Source organism: Legionella impletisoli, from assembly GCF_900639875.1.
Lineage (GTDB): Bacteria > Pseudomonadota > Gammaproteobacteria > Legionellales > Legionellaceae > Legionella_A > Legionella_A impletisoli.
Genome location: NZ_CAAAIA010000002.1, coordinates 18,916 through 35,153, shown reverse-complemented (window position 1 = coordinate 35,153; position 16,238 = coordinate 18,916). Strand labels below are relative to the sequence as shown.

Sequence of the window (16,238 nt, the reverse complement as noted above, 5' to 3'; positions counted from 1 at the left end):
GCAAGTGTTTTTTACTAACCTGTTGTGATGACTTAAATTTTCTTACCGTTTCATATAGGAAATATTTGTGTTTAAAATAAAAAAATCTAAAAAAAATCACATCATTAAGGATTTTTAAAATGTTTGCAGAATTTAAAAAATTCGCGTTAAGGGGAAATGTGGTCGATATGGCCGTTGGAATCATTATTGGTGCTGCATTTAGTGACTTAGTTTCATCTTTAGTTAACGATGTGGTTATGCCGCCTGTTGGGTTATTATTAGGTAATGTCGATTTCTCAAACTTAGCCATCATCCTGCAAAATAAAACAGGAACAGAGCCAGAAATTTCAATTAAATATGGACAGTTTCTTAGTGTATTAATTGATTTTATTATCCTTGCGTTCGTTATTTTTTTAATGGTTCGACAGATGAATAAATTATCACAACAGAAAGAGAAAAAGCCCGCCTCAATCAAAACCTGTCCTTTTTGTTATTCCGATATTCATATCAAAGCAAAACGCTGTCCTGAATGCACAGCTCTACTTGAATAGATATTATTCGCCGGCTTGTCGACACTCATTTTTAACGTTTTCTTCACATAAGTCATCACAGTCTGCTTCACCTTGGCTTTGACACGTATTAAGACATTGACTCATCCTTTGTTGAACACAGAGGCTTTGGTCGTCTTGCTGTTCTTCGATTGCAGCGTCGCTTATCTCTGCGGCAAATACAGTATGGAACATGAGCAAAAATAAAAATCCTAATGCAAAACGATTTAATTTCATGGATCTTCCTTAATTCATTTATTCATAGTAATCATAGCAAGGGTTATGAATGACAGAAAGCAATCGGCTATCACCAACTTTATCCAACCTGAATCAACATATTTTGACTTGACCAAAGCATCCACTCTGGTGGGGTAGGAAAAAATCCAACCTATCTCAACGTGCTTTGGCTTGACCAAAGCATCCATTGCGATGCTAGTTTATCACTTCGTATCAGGCAAGCTCGGCAAGCTGAAGTACGTGGGGGTAGAAAAAATCTATACTCAAAAAAGAGAAAATAAATGGCTAACCATTTAATCGTATGTCTAAGATAAGGAGATCAAGTTGAATATGTTGGTTTCACTCGCATTATTTTTCATAGGCCTCGTACTTGTTTTGCATTTTGCTGGCAAATTAGTAAAAGGCGCAGTAGGGACTTCAATTAATTTAGGGGTTTCTACTTTTATAATCAGCGTTATTTTTATAGGGTTTGACCCTGAAAATCTGGCCGTTGGAGCGGTTGCTTCCGTAAACCAAGTCTCTGGGATTGCTCTAGGCAGCATTATTGGTGCCACTATGGTAGCGATTGCACTTGCGTTTGGATTCACTGCGATAATAAGTCCCATGACATTCAAAAAAACACCCCTGCGTATTCTTATTTTACCAAACTTAGCGATTCTTCTCTTTTCGGGATTAACCCTTGACGGGACTCTTTCAAGACTTGATGGAATAATCCTTTTCGGTGGCTTTATTGGCGTCATTTTATATTTACTTAAATTAAATCAAGAGGGTTACAACATCAAACCCGCACATCCTCTTTCCAAGAAAGCGAAATCCCTTCAAAAACAAGGGCTTTGGAAGTCTTTGGGGGTATTATTTCTGTCTTTGGGGGCGATTATTTTGGGAAGTGAGTTAATTGTCTATGCTTCAAAGACGTTTATAAGTGTTCTAGGCCTCTCAGATACTTTTTTTGGGATGATTATCTTGGCGTTTTTAGTCAGTATCGAAGAAGTCGCTCGTGAATTACCTGCTGCCCTTAAAGGTCGAGAAGATATTAGTTATGGTAACGTTGTAGGTTCAGTATTTGCGTTCTTTTTGTGTAATGCGGGACTAATCGCTATGATCCATCCCGTTCAGGTAGATGCGGTGACACGGCTTTTTTATTTGCCCATCTGTTTTGTAACGATGATTCTTATTTCATTTTTTATGCTGAATAAGCGAATTACTAAAGTTATGGGTGGAGTTTTGATCGCTATGTATTTAATCTTTGTGATTGGTGGATATGTGATTGAGCATCAGATTTAAAGGTATCTTCAGACGGTACGGGTTTTGAATCCGAAGGAGATTTATGGTCAAAAAAACCGAGGGGGGCAGAATGTGGGGCATCGAGAATAGAGGCGGGCTCGGCATCGTTCTCAGGAGAAGATACAGTAGTAAGTTCTTTTAACTGAATTTCAACCTCTGAACAGTTAAGTTCTTCGGCAGGTTTCATATGTTTGGGATGTTTATATTCTTTAAAAGCTATGCACGCTTTCCAAATGGCCATTCCGGCAAATATGGCAGCGCCTATAACCAACGCAATTGGGTTAGCTAGCAATGCCATCACGAAGGATAGTTTTAAAATAACGACAATGGCAAGCGCTGTGCCAAGCACCCCGATGGTTGCGCGAATAATTAGTGCATTTCTTTTTTTATTATAGGCCCCTAGATTTTCTTTAGAGCCATGTCGAAGGTGATCAATCAACCCACGGCCTTTATGTAAGGTTGAGAATATCGACGAGATCATAAATCCTGCGATACTAATGCAAGCTAAAATGGGGACTAAAGGGGATGCAACCAGTATCGTTAATAAGGCTAAAGCTACTGCACCTGTGATAGAGGCAACTAGACGGCCCGCTTTAATCCCTATTTTACCAATCATCCAAGAAAGACTTTTCGCTTTAGCTTGGTATTTTTGCCTCGCTCCCTCAATGTGAGCATAACAATGAAGTAATTCGGCTAGAATAAACCCAATACAACCGGCAATGATAAACCCACTAGATTTTAAAACCAGCGCCATCGATTTGAACGGATTAATAAATACATCCGTTGTGTATTTAAGAAGACGTCGACGATGATTTTGTTGAATGAAATTCATGATTTAAATACCGTCATATAGTATAATTATTATACCAAAGGTTGGATATTAAATCTATAGTTTAATGTAAAAGATTGATTTGACCATTACATAAACCAGCAAGAGTGTATAAGCTTGAACGATAAATGGGTTAAATTTCATACGGCTCACACCCCACTTGATGTGAAAATTAATACGGGGGAATCGAATATTGTCGCTGATTGGCAACGGTTGAACTGGGATAATGCTTTTATTAATGGTCAACCGATAAGAGAATTAATGGAGATGAAAGGCATTCATCAAGAAACTTTAACTGAGGGGCAATTGCGCTCTTTTTTTTCTGATACTATCTTATGGGATCTGCCTGAAGAGAATAAGCCCCAAGCAGTTAATTACTTAATGACTTCTTTTCATCAAGGTGGGTTACTTCATCCTGTATCTGCCTCTATGTATCATGTTTTTAATGGCTCAGGCATAGGGCCCTCAGCTAAGGCAGAAGATAATGATAAACAAGTCAATATTCTTACAACGCCAACTGGTTTTAAAATACAAGAGATCTATACAGTAAAAAAATTCACTTTAGATCCAAATGCTGAAGATGATCTCTTGGAAAAATATGATAATGGTCGTATTGAACCAGACAAAGGAAATGATTTTTGTGTCAAAGCACAAGCGACGCTGAATGTATCTTTTAAAGAGGGTAAAGAAAGAATTGATATGACTAGCGCCCACATTAGCTATGGAAATGATCATATTCAATCTATTGCAGATAAACGAGGATGGTTTACAAAATTTGTAGATTATATGAAGAATCTATTTAACGCGAATACTGCAAAAGACTTATCCATCAAAGACGATGATAAACTTACGAAAGAACATAAGAGTGGAATGAAAGATGAACAAGAAGATAAGGATGCTATCACCCATAGGATGGGGTCTTAACAGCATTCATTACGATTAATTACCGAACTAGAAAATCTATACTAAACTCATACCAAGAGTAACTAAGGATGGTTATTATGGAACAGTATCAAAGAGCTTTTGAGTTTGTAACGCTCAAGGAATTACCTTCTAAACCACGCACGAAAGGGTTAACGGAAGTACGAGGTCCTTACTATGAAGCCTTTACGACGCAACAACTTAATGGTTTACTGACCACGTGGGGGCATTATATTGATGGATTTAAATTTGCTGGAGGGACTCAGTCGTTACTGAAGCCCGAAGAGGTCATGGCCTTTACTAGCATTGCCCACCATCATCACGTGTATGTGAACACAGGTGGTTTTATTGAGCGAATCGTGCTAGAAAATCCTAAAATAGTCGATCAATATCTAGAAGAAACCAAAGCTTTAGGGTTTGATGTGGTGGAAGTTTCGAGTGGGATGTTTGAACATCCTGATGATTTTAAATTAAGTGATCAAATCGAAATCGTTAAAAAAATAGAAAAAATAGGTCTTAAACCAAAACCTGAAATTACGATTATGTCAGGGGTTGGAGGTGGAACAGCCGAGTTTGGTTATGAAGGCAAAATAAAATCTTCAAAATCGGTTGAGGATTTATTAAATGAAGGCCGGCGCTTTTTTGATGCTGGGGCACACACGCTAATGATTGAATCCGAGGGCATTACCGAAGGAATTCCTGATCCTAAGAATTGGCGTAAGGATGTTATTTTTGCCTTAATCGAAACGTTTGGTATAGAAAAATTAATGTTTGAGGTCTCTCCTGAAGACGATGAGGCGCGTAAAACGTTTAAATGGTATTTACAAAACATCGGCGATGAAGTAAGCCTTATGATGAACTCAAAAAATATTGTTGAGTATAATTGTTGGCGTATGCAACTTTGGGGCGACCGCGACCTTTGGAAGGGAAGGCGTGTTGAATTGTAAATACGGTTAATCTTCGCATTTACAATGTATTAGTGCGGCATCGCCTGCCTATTTTATAATGTCAGTAACCGTTCTCAATTGATTGTCTGCTTAAGATATCTGAAGTGGTAGGGAATGTCTATGAGCTAGTTACTCTGATGGAGAGGACAATAGATTGCTGAACGTCCGGCTATCGTTTCTTTCTTTAGGTCGTGTTTCTTGTTTTTAGGGCAGACCAAATCTTCTTGATGAGCTAAGAGCCACGATTTAGGATATTGAGATGAATCTTTATTTTTTGTAAAAATATTTACCGCTTTTTTCAGAATGTCCTGCATTGCGGCATAAAGCTTTTTTCTTTTCTTATCGTTTATATTTTTTATTTTTAAATGAGGGTCAATTTCTGCTTGGAATAACAGTTCATTTGAAAGTTCGTTGCCAATTCCAGCAATTAAGCTTTGATCCATCAAAAAGGATTTAATGTTTTTATTCGGATGGTTTTCTAATAGCGTTATGAAGTTGGTTTCTTCTAGTTTCAAGGGCTCAGGCCCCATATTTTTTAAGGGCTTTATATTCTCTAATGATGTTGTAAGATAGAGTTTTCCTAGCTTTCTTACATTGATGAGTAACAATTGATAATCCTTTTCAAACTCAAGAATTACTTTGGCATATTGTTTATCGTCATCAGAAACATTCTTTTTTAATCCGTAACTTAAATTTCCAGTCATACCAAAATGAAGAACAAACACATGATTATCATCAAGTTCGGCAATGAGATACTTCCCTCTGCGATAGACGTCGATAAACTGTCGTCCATTTAAAACATGCTGTAAATAAGAGCAGCTCGTATTCTCAATAAAGTCTTCATCTTCACAATAAGTCGTGTCAATTTTTTTGTGTAAGCAAGTGGATTTAAAATACGTCACAAACCCTTTTACTTGAGGCAGTTCAGGCATGTATTTTCCTTTTGAAGACGACTCCTTGAGTCAACTATAGTAAACAAATTACCAAAGCCCCAAGTTTATTTTTTTAGTCTATAGTATAAGACGATGTACTCAAATCAGGATTTTATACTTCAAGGAGGATTAAATGAAAAAATTAATATTATCTATATTCGCTATAAGCGCATTATCGGCCGGACTTATTGGATGTGGAACCCGCGGGGAGGTAGGCGCTACAGGAGGTGCTGCCGCTGGGGCAGGTGTTGGATTGGCTGCAACAGGTACACCTTTAGGCGCAGCCGTAGGTGCTGGTGTGGGCGCTTTGGTGGGTAAAGAAGCGACTGATCGCGATGTTGTGATTTATCGCAAAAAAGGCGTTGTTTACCATGATGGCGTTGCTTATCATATCCATAATGGTCGATACGTATTAGTTCGCTAATGATCATAACAAAAAGCCGGGCGATATTGTTATCCCGGCTTTTTTCTTGCCGATTTTTTTCACTTCCTAAATCGTGAGCCAATACCATCGCTTCTCTTTTAAGAACAACAATTTTTAAATAAATGTGCAATAATTTGCTAGAATCATACTAAAAAACATCTGTTTGATAAAATAAAAGACAAATTAAATGCTGAAAAGCCAAATTACGCATGTAAATATAGCTCATTTTTTTTCAGTCACTTTAGCTGTTTTGGTCGGCTTAGTTGGCCTGTCAGGGATTATTGCTTGGTTCATTCAATTCTTACCCTCTTTGGAAAAAGATTATTATTTCACCAAGATGTCTATTGAGGAGCTAGTAGCCTTTTCATTATCTAGCCTTGGACTTTTATTCTATTGTTTTTTTCCTAAAAGCCGTTTGACAAATTTTGCAACGATTATAGGAGCCTTCGTCTTTTTGATAGGCTTTGCCTTTTTGGTGAAGTATTTTGTAGGATTCAGTTTAGGTGATGTTTGGGCTTTAAAAGAAACGTGGATGGCACCGAATGCAGCGCTTTGCTTTGTGATAATGGGCGTTGTATTACTTAGTTTAAACGTAAGCTTGACTAAAAAACTCTATTTTTATCCTTTATTGTTATTGACGCTTATCATTTTATTTTCAAGCTTAGTATTACTTGACTACAGTATACATTTTTCCTCAACTTATGGCTGGGGAAGTTTGAGCAATATGACATTGTTATCCGCACTGCTTTTTTTACTTTGGTCACTTTCAGCCTGGATTTTTCTCTTTCAAGAAACACAAAAAACAATAATCAGTAACCAAACGTATATTTTGCCTCTCGTCGCCTTTGTTTTGGTTTCATTAGCTTCTATAGGGTTATTTGAATTGTTGGCTATAAAAGAGCGAAATGATTTACGAAAAGCCATTGCAAGTTTTTTGCCTCAAGTAGAAACCACGGCCAAAGAAGTGGTTGAGCTGCAGCATAAAGCCTTGCAACGCATGATCAAACGTATTCAGTCTCAACACATTACTTTGGGAGAAGAATGGGAGAGTGACGCAAAAGATTATCTTAAGGATAATCACGAGTTTATGATACTTGCTCTCTTAAATGAGAATTTAAGTCCTCGAGTTTATGAATCAAAGCTTAGCCCAGACAATACAATGCTTTTGCTTCAACAAATCAAACAATCGTTCTTTCCAACCACAACGTCTCATTTTGTTGGTGCGCCGTTCCAATCGATAAATCATGATCTTGGCAGTTGGATTTTTTTTCCCTTTTCTTTAACAGGTGAGCGAAGTGGATATTTGGCGATTTATTATAACTATCATAGCTTGTTTGCCGATTTGTTATCCCCAGTTGTCAAAAAATTGATTTATGTGAAATGGCGTTACCAAGATCGCGTTGTGTATCAAAATGCTGAGACTCAGTTAGAGTTTCAGAGCATGCATTGGGAGCAACAACACCAACTGATCTTAAATGGTTATCCCTTTACCTTGACAGTCTGGCCAACCCAATTGTTTATTGATAAATATTTATCCCTGATTCCTGCTGGGTTTTTAGTATTTAGTTTAATTTTTGCCCTATTATTTGCAACGTTGGCTCATTATTGGCAATTGCTACAAACCAGTAAAAAACATCTGCAGCGAATTATTGATTCGGTCAATATTGGGATCTATGGCTTAAATAGCAAAGGTGAGACTACTTTTTACAATCAAGCGGGCGCTGAAATGGTTGGGTATACATCTGATGAAACGCTCGGCAGAATACAACATCTGCTCACCCATCATAGTTATCCAGATGGAACGCATTATCCCGCTGAACAATGCCCAATTTATGCCTCGTTTAAGGACGGTCATTCTCGAGTAAATGATTCCGAAGTATTTTGGCGAAAAGATGGTACAAGCTTTCCTGTGGAATATCGGAGTGAACCCATTTTTAACGAGCAAGGCAAACTAATTGGTGCGGTGGTTTCCTTTTTTGATATTACTGAGCGAAAGAGAATGAAGGAACAAATTGAAGAACGAAATGCTGCATTAGAAGCATCCAATCAAGAACTTGAGGCCTTTAGTTACTCCGTATCCCATGACCTAAAAGCCCCACTACGTCATATCATTGGGTTTATTGACTTAATGAAACAGGATCAAAACAATCAATTTAGCAGGGAAGGTGAGCGGTATTTATCCGTTATTTCCAAAGCAGCTGAGAAAATGAGTCATTTAATTGATGATTTATTAAAATTCTCTAGGGTGGGGCGTGCTTCTGTCAATAAACAAAAAATTTCATTAAATAGGCTTATGAACGAGCTTGAAGAGGAATTTCAATCTGAAATAAAAGCTAGGAATATATCTATACATTATCGTGATTTACCAACCGTCTTTGCAGATGAAAACTTAATGCGTTCGGTTTTGATGAATCTCATTGGAAACGCCATAAAATTTACAGCACGACAAAAAAAGCCTTTAATTGTAATAAGCAGTAATGAAAAAGAGGATGTTTATGAAATCGCTGTTCAAGATAATGGTGTTGGGTTTGAGCCTCAATACCATCATAAGATATTTGAAACGTTTCAAAGGCTTCACCCTGCTTCCGAGTTTGAAGGAACAGGCATTGGCCTTGCGATTGTAGCAAAAATAATAAAACGTCACGGTGGTAGGGTATGGGCAGAAAGCGAGATAAATAAAGGGACAACCATTTATTTCACGATACCTAAAAGGATGAATCATGATCAATGATACGAGAAAAAAAATATTACTTGTAGAAGACGATGATAATGATGCGGAATTAACCATGCTGAGATTACAAGAGCATCATATAGCAAATGAAATCTTGCGAGTAGTAGATGGAGAAGAAGCATTGATGTACCTCAATCGTCAAGGACGATATAAAGAGCGTCCATCCGGTAGTCCTGCGGTGGTGCTGTTAGATTTAAAGCTACCCAAAATAAGCGGGTTAGAGGTCTTAAAAGCGATTCGAAATAGCGAACGTTTAAAGCACACACCGGTGGTGGTATTAACCTCTTCAAAAGAGGAGCAAGACTTAATAAAAAGTTATGAGTTAGGCGTGAATGCTTATGTGGTTAAGCCGGTGGATTTTAATCAATTTGCTACCGCAATACGACAACTGGGTATTTTTTGGTTGGTTATTAACACACCACCGCCGGAGCAACCAGAGTGAGATGTCTTTATGAAACAACATTATCATATTCTTCATCTTGAGGACGATCCTAATGATGCGGAGTTAGTCCAAGCTGCATTAAAGGCAAATGGGTTTACAGCGACTACTCGAGTCGTATCCAATAAAAAATCATTTTGTGAGGCGCTGAAAGAACAGGTATTTGATGTCGTATTGATTGATTGCAGCATTCCTTATTTTAATGGTCTACTAGCCTTGGATGTTTTAAAAGAGTTAAATCATGAAACGCCTGCTGTAATTGTATCGGGCATGGTGGGAGATGAACAAGCGGTTAAATACATCAAACACGGTGCGGTTGATTACGTTTTAAAAGATAATCTTATTCGACTGCCGAGTACCATAGAGCGCGCTATACAAGAATATCATGCTCATGAAAAAATCCAGGAAAAGGAATTAATTCAACAAGCGCTTGTGAACTCAACCCATGCTGGGTTGTTTAAATGCGATATGAACGGAAATGGTTTATACATCAATCGACAATTATCCCAAATAACAGGTTTTTCAGAAGACGCATTATTGGGGCAAGGTTGGACACGATGCATTCATTCAGAAGATAAGGATTATATTTTAAGGTCTTTGGAACACAATTTAAAAAAAGGAGAGTCATTCCAGCTTGAGTGCAGGATTCGAACGGCGTTAGATGAAGTGCTCTGGGTGCGTGTGTTTTGTGAGCCAGAGAAGAAAGGTGAGAAACTAACAGGCTATTTTGGCACACTCATTGATATCACTGAGTTTAAAAAAATGCAGCAGAAGCTTGAGGATGTGGCACGAGTTGATTTTTTAACAGGCCTGCCCAATCGTTTGGCGGCTCATAAGACGTTAACAACCCTATTAGAGAAACAAAAGCGCCATATTCTAAAGGCCGTAACGGTTTTATATATGGACTTAGATAACTTTAAAAAAATTAACGATACTCTAGGGCATCATACTGGCGATTTATTATTACAACAAGCAGGGAGAAGATTTCAAGAGATATTGCGGGACACTGATTTTGTTGCCCGTGTAGGTGGAGATGAATTTATAATTTTATTGGAGGATTGCCTCGATGTTTACAAAGTTAAACACTTTGCAGAACGTGTGTTAAGTAGCTTTCAAACCCCATTTCTTATCAATGACGAAGAATGCATCACAACCATAAGCATTGGGATAATACATATTGATGAAGAAAAAAATGCGCTTAGTGCTATCGATGCGTTAAAGTATAGCGATCAAGCCATGTATCGCGCAAAAGCACAAGGAAGAAATCGTGCAGAATTCTACACGAAAGAATTGAATGAGCGCATTCAACGCATTGTCGAAGTGGAGTACGATATTCGTCAAGCCCTAAAAGATAACCAGTTTTCTTTAGTTTATCAGCCACAATTCGATGTCAAAGCGAATAAAATCATTGGTTGTGAAGCGTTGATCCGCTGGACGCATCCTGAGAAGGGGTCAATTTCGCCTGATTCATTTATTCCCATTGCAGAGGATGCTAATTTAATTAATCCCATCACAGAATGGGTAGCGGATACTGCATTAGAGCAATTGGCTCAATGGATAAGAGCTGATCACCACTTCTTTAAACAAAAAAAATTTTTATCGATTAATCTTTCAGCAATGCAACTTGATTCACGAGTTGCAAATAGGCTGATAACGCAACTGAAGGCAAAGCTTACGCATCACGCCATCGAGCCTGAGCTTTTAGTACTTGAAGTAACGGAAACAGCGGTGATGTCGAATATCGATATGGCAAGCAAGGTGTTAAGCAAGTTCAATGAAATAGGATTTTTGGTTTCAATGGATGATTTTGGTACAGGATACACCTCTTTGAGCCACTTAAAGTCTTTGCCTCTATCTATTTTGAAAATCGATAAAAGCTTTGTGCACGACCTAGAAACCCCAAGCAGTCAGGCCATCACTCGTAGTATTATTTCAGTCAGTCATGCCTTGAATTTGCAAGTGATTGCAGAAGGTGTTGAAACGAGAGCACAAGCAGATTATTTAAAGAAAAATGGTTGTATTTATATGCAAGGATATTACTTTGCAAAGCCTATGCCCGCTGAAGAGTTTGAGACGTTTGTAAATTCATATAATGCGCGTGGATAATTTCTACTCACTGGATAATAAGACTAAAGCCAGCATAGCAAATACCATCCCAATGCCTTGTTTTACGCTCAGCCCTTGTTTTAAAAATATCACACACAAAGCCAGCGTGATAAAAGGATACATGGATGTGATAAGAATGACAGGCATGGCTGGGCCTTTGCGTAATGCGATAATAAAAAATATGCAGCCAATACCATTGGCAAGGCCATTTAATAAGCCATACATACTCCCTTTTGCAGACAGTTCAGGCTTAAACCCTAATAAGAATAGGACGATTAAACCCGCGAAAAGCACACCTAAACTGGAATAAAACGAAATGGATAAAGGTTGAATCAAGCTCGAAGCTTTTGCGCCCCAAAATCCCCAGGCCCCGTATAAAATGAGCGAAACGAGGGTAGGATAATACCAAGGGCTAAGATTCATATCTCATTTCTCTGAAGGGTTGATGTTTTTTTATTGGTTGAACCGGTTGCCATAAAGTAAAGAATCGACCATTAAGGCTAACAACGCGTTCTAAAAGTACGAGCACTGAAAAATAATAATACATGGTCCAGGCGTGAGAAGGAATAAGTTTATATACGAATACATTATAAATTTGTAGGATAGTGATTATTACAATTAGCACCCAGGGTAAGCATTTAACGTCTTGTTTCAACATGTAATAATAACCACTCACCACCAATAACCCGGTAACAAAGCCGCCCATAACATCCACTAACGTATGAAATTCATAATGAATCATCGCAGCTCCAATCCCTGGTATAATCACAAGCAATGCGATTCGATACCACCAAAAGGGAAGATAAATAAGCCACCATAAATAAAATAGCGTTGAAAGCTGCATGTGACCGCTCGGAAAAGCGTAATGTACCGTGCTCAGTTTAGGCGAAAGAGGCACTTTAAACGTACCCTTTAAGGCCACATTTAACACAATTCCAAACGCAATGAGGCAAAACGTTTGAAAGCCCAATCGAAGCCCATGTTTTCTATAAAACATTGAGCCTGCAATCGTTATCAAAAGCACGGGTAGGTAATGAGAAAATCCTAAAAATACATCCGCAGCAAAATCAGCCATAGCTACGCTCTTATAAATGGTGGTATAGTTTATAAGATACTGTATTTTAAGGATAAGATCATGACAAAAGGACAATTAGTTATTTTAAATGGTGGTTCCAGTGCTGGTAAAACCTCAACATGTGCCGCTTTTCAAGATTTAGCTGAAAAACCATACGTTCGTTTGGGAATTGATCGATTTTGGTCTTCGATTCCACCTAAACAAATGCAACTCGATAGTGTTTCACCAGATTACTATACCGCAAAGACCTACTATCAAGACAATAAACCCTATTTTCATGTCAGTCCAGGGCCTGTACTCGATCAGGTGATGTATGCGAGTTATGATGCCATAGCAGCTTACTTAGACTTAGGAATAAATGTCATATCCGATCAAATCTTTTGGAAGCCTGAATGGTTAATACGTGCTTTAGATGCCTTCAAGCCATTTAAAGTATATATGATTGCTTTATACGTTTCTGATGAGGAAGGGGCAAGACGAGAGCGTGCTAGAAGTGTGGTGGGCGCGAAAGATACTTCTGCAGGGGGTAGACCGGATGGGTGGAATCGATGCAGTGCCTTAGTGACTCATAAAGATATGATTTATGATTTGGAAGTGGATAATACAACTATTTCAATTATGGAAACGGCGTCGAGAATTAAACATTTTATTGATAAAACAAACGATCCGACTGCATTTCAGACGTTATATCAGCGCTATAATCATTAAGCCGAGCTGCGAGTGTAGGGAAATGGGCTGAGCCTAGATCCAGGTCCTTGTCCACGCAGCTCGGTTGGGCGTAATCGTTATTTTCTTTTCCAAATGGAGCCAATTAAGCACGCGATACCAATCACAGCCAGTACAATGGAAGCAGGATTTTTTTGGATATTTTTAGAAACTTTGTGTGAATAACGCTTTATATTTTTTTCTGCTTTATTCAGACTTTTTTGTGCTTTCCCATACAGACGTTCCGCTTTTTCAGTGCCTTCTGCAACAAGATCACTGGTCTTTTCTACTGCGCGGTTACTTAAAGAATCTACTTTGGATTTTAGTTTATGTACGTTTTTCATCTTATTCATCCTTTAAAAATTTTCTAATCCTTTTTGTATGCCATTTAAGCATAGTCAAAGAATGCAGAGGTGTCATATTTTAAGAGACTGTTTTAGCGTCCAAAAATTTTTCCAAGGATCCTCTGTTTGCTTCAATCTAGAAGGAATCGAACGCAACGTAAAAAAAACCTCATTTTTATAAGGGGTTAACTCATCCCAGTGAATGGGGATGGCAATAGGGGCATGGGCTTTTGCTCTCGTCGAGTAGGGGGCAATGGCAGTTGCGCCGCGATGGTTGCGTAAATAATCTAGAAAAATTTTGCCCTTACGTTTATGTTTAGCCAGGGTGGTTACAAAACGATCTGGCTCTTTTCCGGCAATAAATTTTGCAAAGAGATGAGCAAATTTTTTGATTGTATCCCACTCATAAAACGGCGTTATAGGAACGACCACATGTAATCCTTTCCCACCAGTAGTTTTAACAAACGACTCTAAATTTAATTCTTCAAGTTGATGTTTGATAAGAAACGCGGCATCCACTACTTCTTTCCAACTCACGTCATCAAAAGGATCGAGATCAAACGTGATGATATCGGGTTTTTCTAAATGCCCAATGGTGCTTCCCCAAGGATGAATTTCTAAAACTCCGAGTTGCACAAGGCTCAGGAGACCGGCTTTATCATTCAGATAGATATACTTATTTTCTTTATTTTCAGAGCGGCTCTTTATGGCAATTGATTTTAGATTATCTGGGAAGTCATGAGTAAAGTGTTTTTGATAAAAACAGTTATTATAACCGTCAGGGCAGCGAAGAAGTGTCAGTGGTCTATTAATCAAGAATGGAAGAATATAAGGAGCAATTTTTGTATAATACTCGGCAATTTCTCCTTTAGTAAGATTTTCTTCAGGATAAAGTACTTTGTTTGGATTTGTAATTGACACTTGTGGTGTTTGGATTATCTGCTGAAGCGGCTTTTTTTCCTCTTTTTGAATTGTTTTGGGATCTTTATCCTCGCGTAACCCTTTAAAGGTCGGGTGTCTTAATTTTCCATCCTTAGTCCATTCGGAAAATTCTACTTCTGCGATTAATTTAGGTTTAACCCATTGAGCATTATCTCTATCGGGTAGTGTGGATTGGAATGGACATGTGGAAGTTTTGATTGATTGTAATTGTTTTGTCAAAGAGTTTAAAATCGCATTTGTAAACCCCGTTCCGACCTTCCCACTATAAATTAATTGATTTTCATCGTCATAAAATCCTAGAAGCAGCGATCCAAATCCTTTTCTGCGTCCTTCAGGTGGAGTATACCCACCAATGATGAATTCTTGTCGCTGAATACATTTCACTTTCAACCAGGTTTTGCTGCGTCCAGAGTAATAACGGCTGTCAATTTTTTTGGAAATGATCCCTTCGAGAGCAAAATCACAAGAAGTTTGATAGACCAGCTCGCCTTGGCCAAACACATGATCACTGTAACGAAGACAAGGTTTAGCATTCGCTAATAAAGTTGCAACCCATTCCTTTCTTTGGAGCAAAGAGAAGCTCTGGGTATCCCAGTCTTTGTAAAATAAGAGATCAAAGGCATAATATATAAAATTGGCATCTGCATGGTCTTTAATCGCGTTTTGTAGGAGTTGGAAACTCGATTGATTGTTTTCATCTAACACAACCAGTTCACCATCTAAAATAAGTCGCTTAGGCGAGAGTCTCAAAATCGCATGTGCAATATTTTGAAACGATTTGGTCCAGTCTTTTTTATTTCGCGACAATAATCTAACTTGATTATGATCTTTAAAGGCGATGATTCGATAACCATCATGCTTAACCTCGTGTAACCATTGATTACCCGCTGGAGGGGTATCCACTCGAGTGGCTAGTTGCGGAATAATGAATTTAGGAAAGGAAGATTTAGGCAAATGATTTAGCGCAGTTTGGATATCCAAAGCGGGTGAATGGGTCTCTTCTTTATTACTCCATACCTCTCTAGGGTGATTGGCTATCTCTTCCAACGTTTGATTACTTTGAATGCTTAGAGGAGAGGCTTCTGTCATGTCTAGCTTGGTAATGGAGGTCGCATATTCATCCTGGTGTTTAATTAAAAACCAAGCATGGTCCTCTTTTTTAAAGCGAATTAAATCCCAACGTCCTTTTAATTTTTCAGCATGAAGTTTAAAACGCAAGTGACCTCGTTGAAGCGCCGTTTCAGGGTTTTCATCCAATGGTTCCCATTGACCTAAATCCCATAACATGACGGGACCTGCCCCATATTCGCCCTTGGGAATAAGGCCTTCAAAAGAGCCATATTCAATAGGATGATCCTCAACTTGAATAGCAAGCCTTTTAATGTCTGGATCAAGACACGGGCCTTTGGGAACAGCCCAGCTTTTTAAAACGCCGTTAAGTTCTATTCTAAAATCATAATGTAGTCGTCTTGCCCCATGTTTTTGCACAACAAAACGATATTGATTGTCTTGACCTATTGCGCCTTTAGGTTCAGGAGATTTTTGAAAATTTCGTTTACGATGATAATCGTTTAAACCCATGCCATGTCCTTATCTTCTCTCTATAAGTATAGCGTCACCCATTAAGCTTTATCCTGCGTTGTCGGTTCTTTCGGCTTCAGTCATGTATTTTTTATACACTCCTTCGTCTCAATCACCTACGCCTTGTTTAAAACTTATACCCACTCTTTCTGCCAGTAAGAAAATCATGGACTATAATTTTATCATTCACGAAAGTAAGGGAAGGTTAATAAAA

The 16,238-nt window shown here is 38.3% G+C and carries 16 protein-coding genes; 9 read left to right on the top strand and 7 right to left on the bottom strand.

The features are described from left to right. The first annotated feature begins 119 nt into the window (after positions 1 to 119). Positions 120 to 530, top strand: a complete 411-nt coding sequence (gene mscL, locus E1O41_RS02395) for a large-conductance mechanosensitive channel protein MscL (protein WP_131775725.1) — start codon at positions 120 to 122, stop codon at positions 528 to 530. Between the two features lie 3 nt (positions 531 to 533). Here mscL and E1O41_RS02390 read toward each other — a convergent pair whose 3' ends face one another. Continuing rightward, entirely contained in the window at positions 534 to 764 is a 231-nt protein-coding gene (locus tag E1O41_RS02390) for a hypothetical protein (RefSeq protein WP_131775724.1), read from the bottom strand. 330 nt (positions 765 to 1,094) lie between these two features. On the opposite strand from E1O41_RS02390, the gene E1O41_RS02385 reads away from it, so the two are divergent. Then, positions 1,095 to 2,048, top strand: a complete 954-nt coding sequence (locus tag E1O41_RS02385) for a sodium:calcium antiporter (protein ID WP_229669327.1) — start codon at positions 1,095 to 1,097, stop codon at positions 2,046 to 2,048. On the opposite strand, the gene E1O41_RS02380 is transcribed toward E1O41_RS02385, so the two are convergent. Further along, positions 1,996 to 2,880, bottom strand: coding sequence for a hypothetical protein (locus tag E1O41_RS02380; protein ID WP_131775722.1), 885 nt, complete (start codon positions 2,878 to 2,880; stop codon positions 1,996 to 1,998). The two genes, E1O41_RS02385 and E1O41_RS02380, sit on opposite strands and share 53 nt — an antisense overlap. 114 nt (positions 2,881 to 2,994) lie before the next feature. On the opposite strand from E1O41_RS02380, the gene E1O41_RS02375 reads away from it, so the two are divergent. Beyond that, complete coding sequence (locus tag E1O41_RS02375) at positions 2,995 to 3,801, top strand: hypothetical protein (RefSeq protein WP_165481081.1); 807 nt, start codon at positions 2,995 to 2,997, stop codon at positions 3,799 to 3,801. Between the two features lie 77 nt (positions 3,802 to 3,878). After that, on the top strand, positions 3,879 to 4,745 hold the full coding sequence (locus E1O41_RS02370; RefSeq protein WP_131775720.1) for a phosphosulfolactate synthase: 867 nt from the start codon (positions 3,879 to 3,881) through the stop codon (positions 4,743 to 4,745). Between the two features lie 125 nt (positions 4,746 to 4,870). Here E1O41_RS02370 and E1O41_RS02365 read toward each other — a convergent pair whose 3' ends face one another. Next, the gene (locus tag E1O41_RS02365; protein ID WP_131775719.1) at positions 4,871 to 5,677 is read right to left on the bottom strand and encodes a DNA-formamidopyrimidine glycosylase family protein; all 807 of its coding nucleotides are present in this window, start codon (positions 5,675 to 5,677) and stop codon (positions 4,871 to 4,873) included. Positions 5,678 to 5,810: 133 nt separating this feature from the next. Between E1O41_RS02365 and E1O41_RS02360 the strand changes: the two genes are divergently transcribed. The 4 genes from E1O41_RS02360 (at position 5,811) to E1O41_RS02345 (ending at position 11,377) form a co-directional block, all read left to right on the top strand. Next, positions 5,811 to 6,101 (top strand): glycine zipper domain-containing protein, encoded by a 291-nt coding sequence (locus tag E1O41_RS02360; protein ID WP_188668183.1) that lies wholly within the window; start codon positions 5,811 to 5,813, stop codon positions 6,099 to 6,101. Between the two features lie 187 nt (positions 6,102 to 6,288). After that, complete coding sequence (locus tag E1O41_RS02355; RefSeq protein ID WP_131775718.1) at positions 6,289 to 8,832, top strand: sensor histidine kinase; 2,544 nt, start codon at positions 6,289 to 6,291, stop codon at positions 8,830 to 8,832. Beyond that, complete coding sequence (locus tag E1O41_RS02350) at positions 8,822 to 9,274, top strand: response regulator (protein WP_131775717.1); 453 nt, start codon at positions 8,822 to 8,824, stop codon at positions 9,272 to 9,274. Before E1O41_RS02355 ends, E1O41_RS02350 begins: the two co-directional genes overlap by 11 nt. A 9-nt stretch (positions 9,275 to 9,283) precedes the next feature. Next, on the top strand, positions 9,284 to 11,377 hold the full coding sequence (locus tag E1O41_RS02345; RefSeq protein WP_131775716.1) for an EAL domain-containing protein: 2,094 nt from the start codon (positions 9,284 to 9,286) through the stop codon (positions 11,375 to 11,377). 3 nt (positions 11,378 to 11,380) lie between these two features. Here E1O41_RS02345 and E1O41_RS02340 read toward each other — a convergent pair whose 3' ends face one another. Then, positions 11,381 to 11,800, bottom strand: coding sequence for an EamA family transporter (locus E1O41_RS02340; protein WP_131775715.1), 420 nt, complete (start codon positions 11,798 to 11,800; stop codon positions 11,381 to 11,383). Then, a complete protein-coding gene (locus E1O41_RS02335) occupies positions 11,790 to 12,452 on the bottom strand; it encodes a phosphatase PAP2 family protein (RefSeq protein ID WP_131775714.1) in 663 nt (220 codons plus the stop codon). The genes E1O41_RS02340 and E1O41_RS02335 overlap by 11 nt, the downstream gene beginning before the upstream one ends. A 60-nt stretch (positions 12,453 to 12,512) precedes the next feature. Between E1O41_RS02335 and E1O41_RS02330 the strand changes: the two genes are divergently transcribed. Further along, a complete protein-coding gene (locus E1O41_RS02330) occupies positions 12,513 to 13,160 on the top strand; it encodes a chloramphenicol phosphotransferase CPT family protein (RefSeq protein ID WP_131775713.1) in 648 nt (215 codons plus the stop codon). Positions 13,161 to 13,237: 77 nt separating this feature from the next. Here E1O41_RS02330 and E1O41_RS02325 read toward each other — a convergent pair whose 3' ends face one another. Both E1O41_RS02325 and ligD read right to left on the bottom strand, forming a co-directional pair. Next, positions 13,238 to 13,501, bottom strand: coding sequence for a hypothetical protein (locus E1O41_RS02325; RefSeq protein ID WP_131775712.1), 264 nt, complete (start codon positions 13,499 to 13,501; stop codon positions 13,238 to 13,240). 72 nt (positions 13,502 to 13,573) lie between these two features. After that, complete coding sequence (gene ligD, locus E1O41_RS02320) at positions 13,574 to 16,024, bottom strand: DNA ligase D (protein WP_131775711.1); 2,451 nt, start codon at positions 16,022 to 16,024, stop codon at positions 13,574 to 13,576. Positions 16,025 to 16,238: the final 214 nt, after the last annotated feature.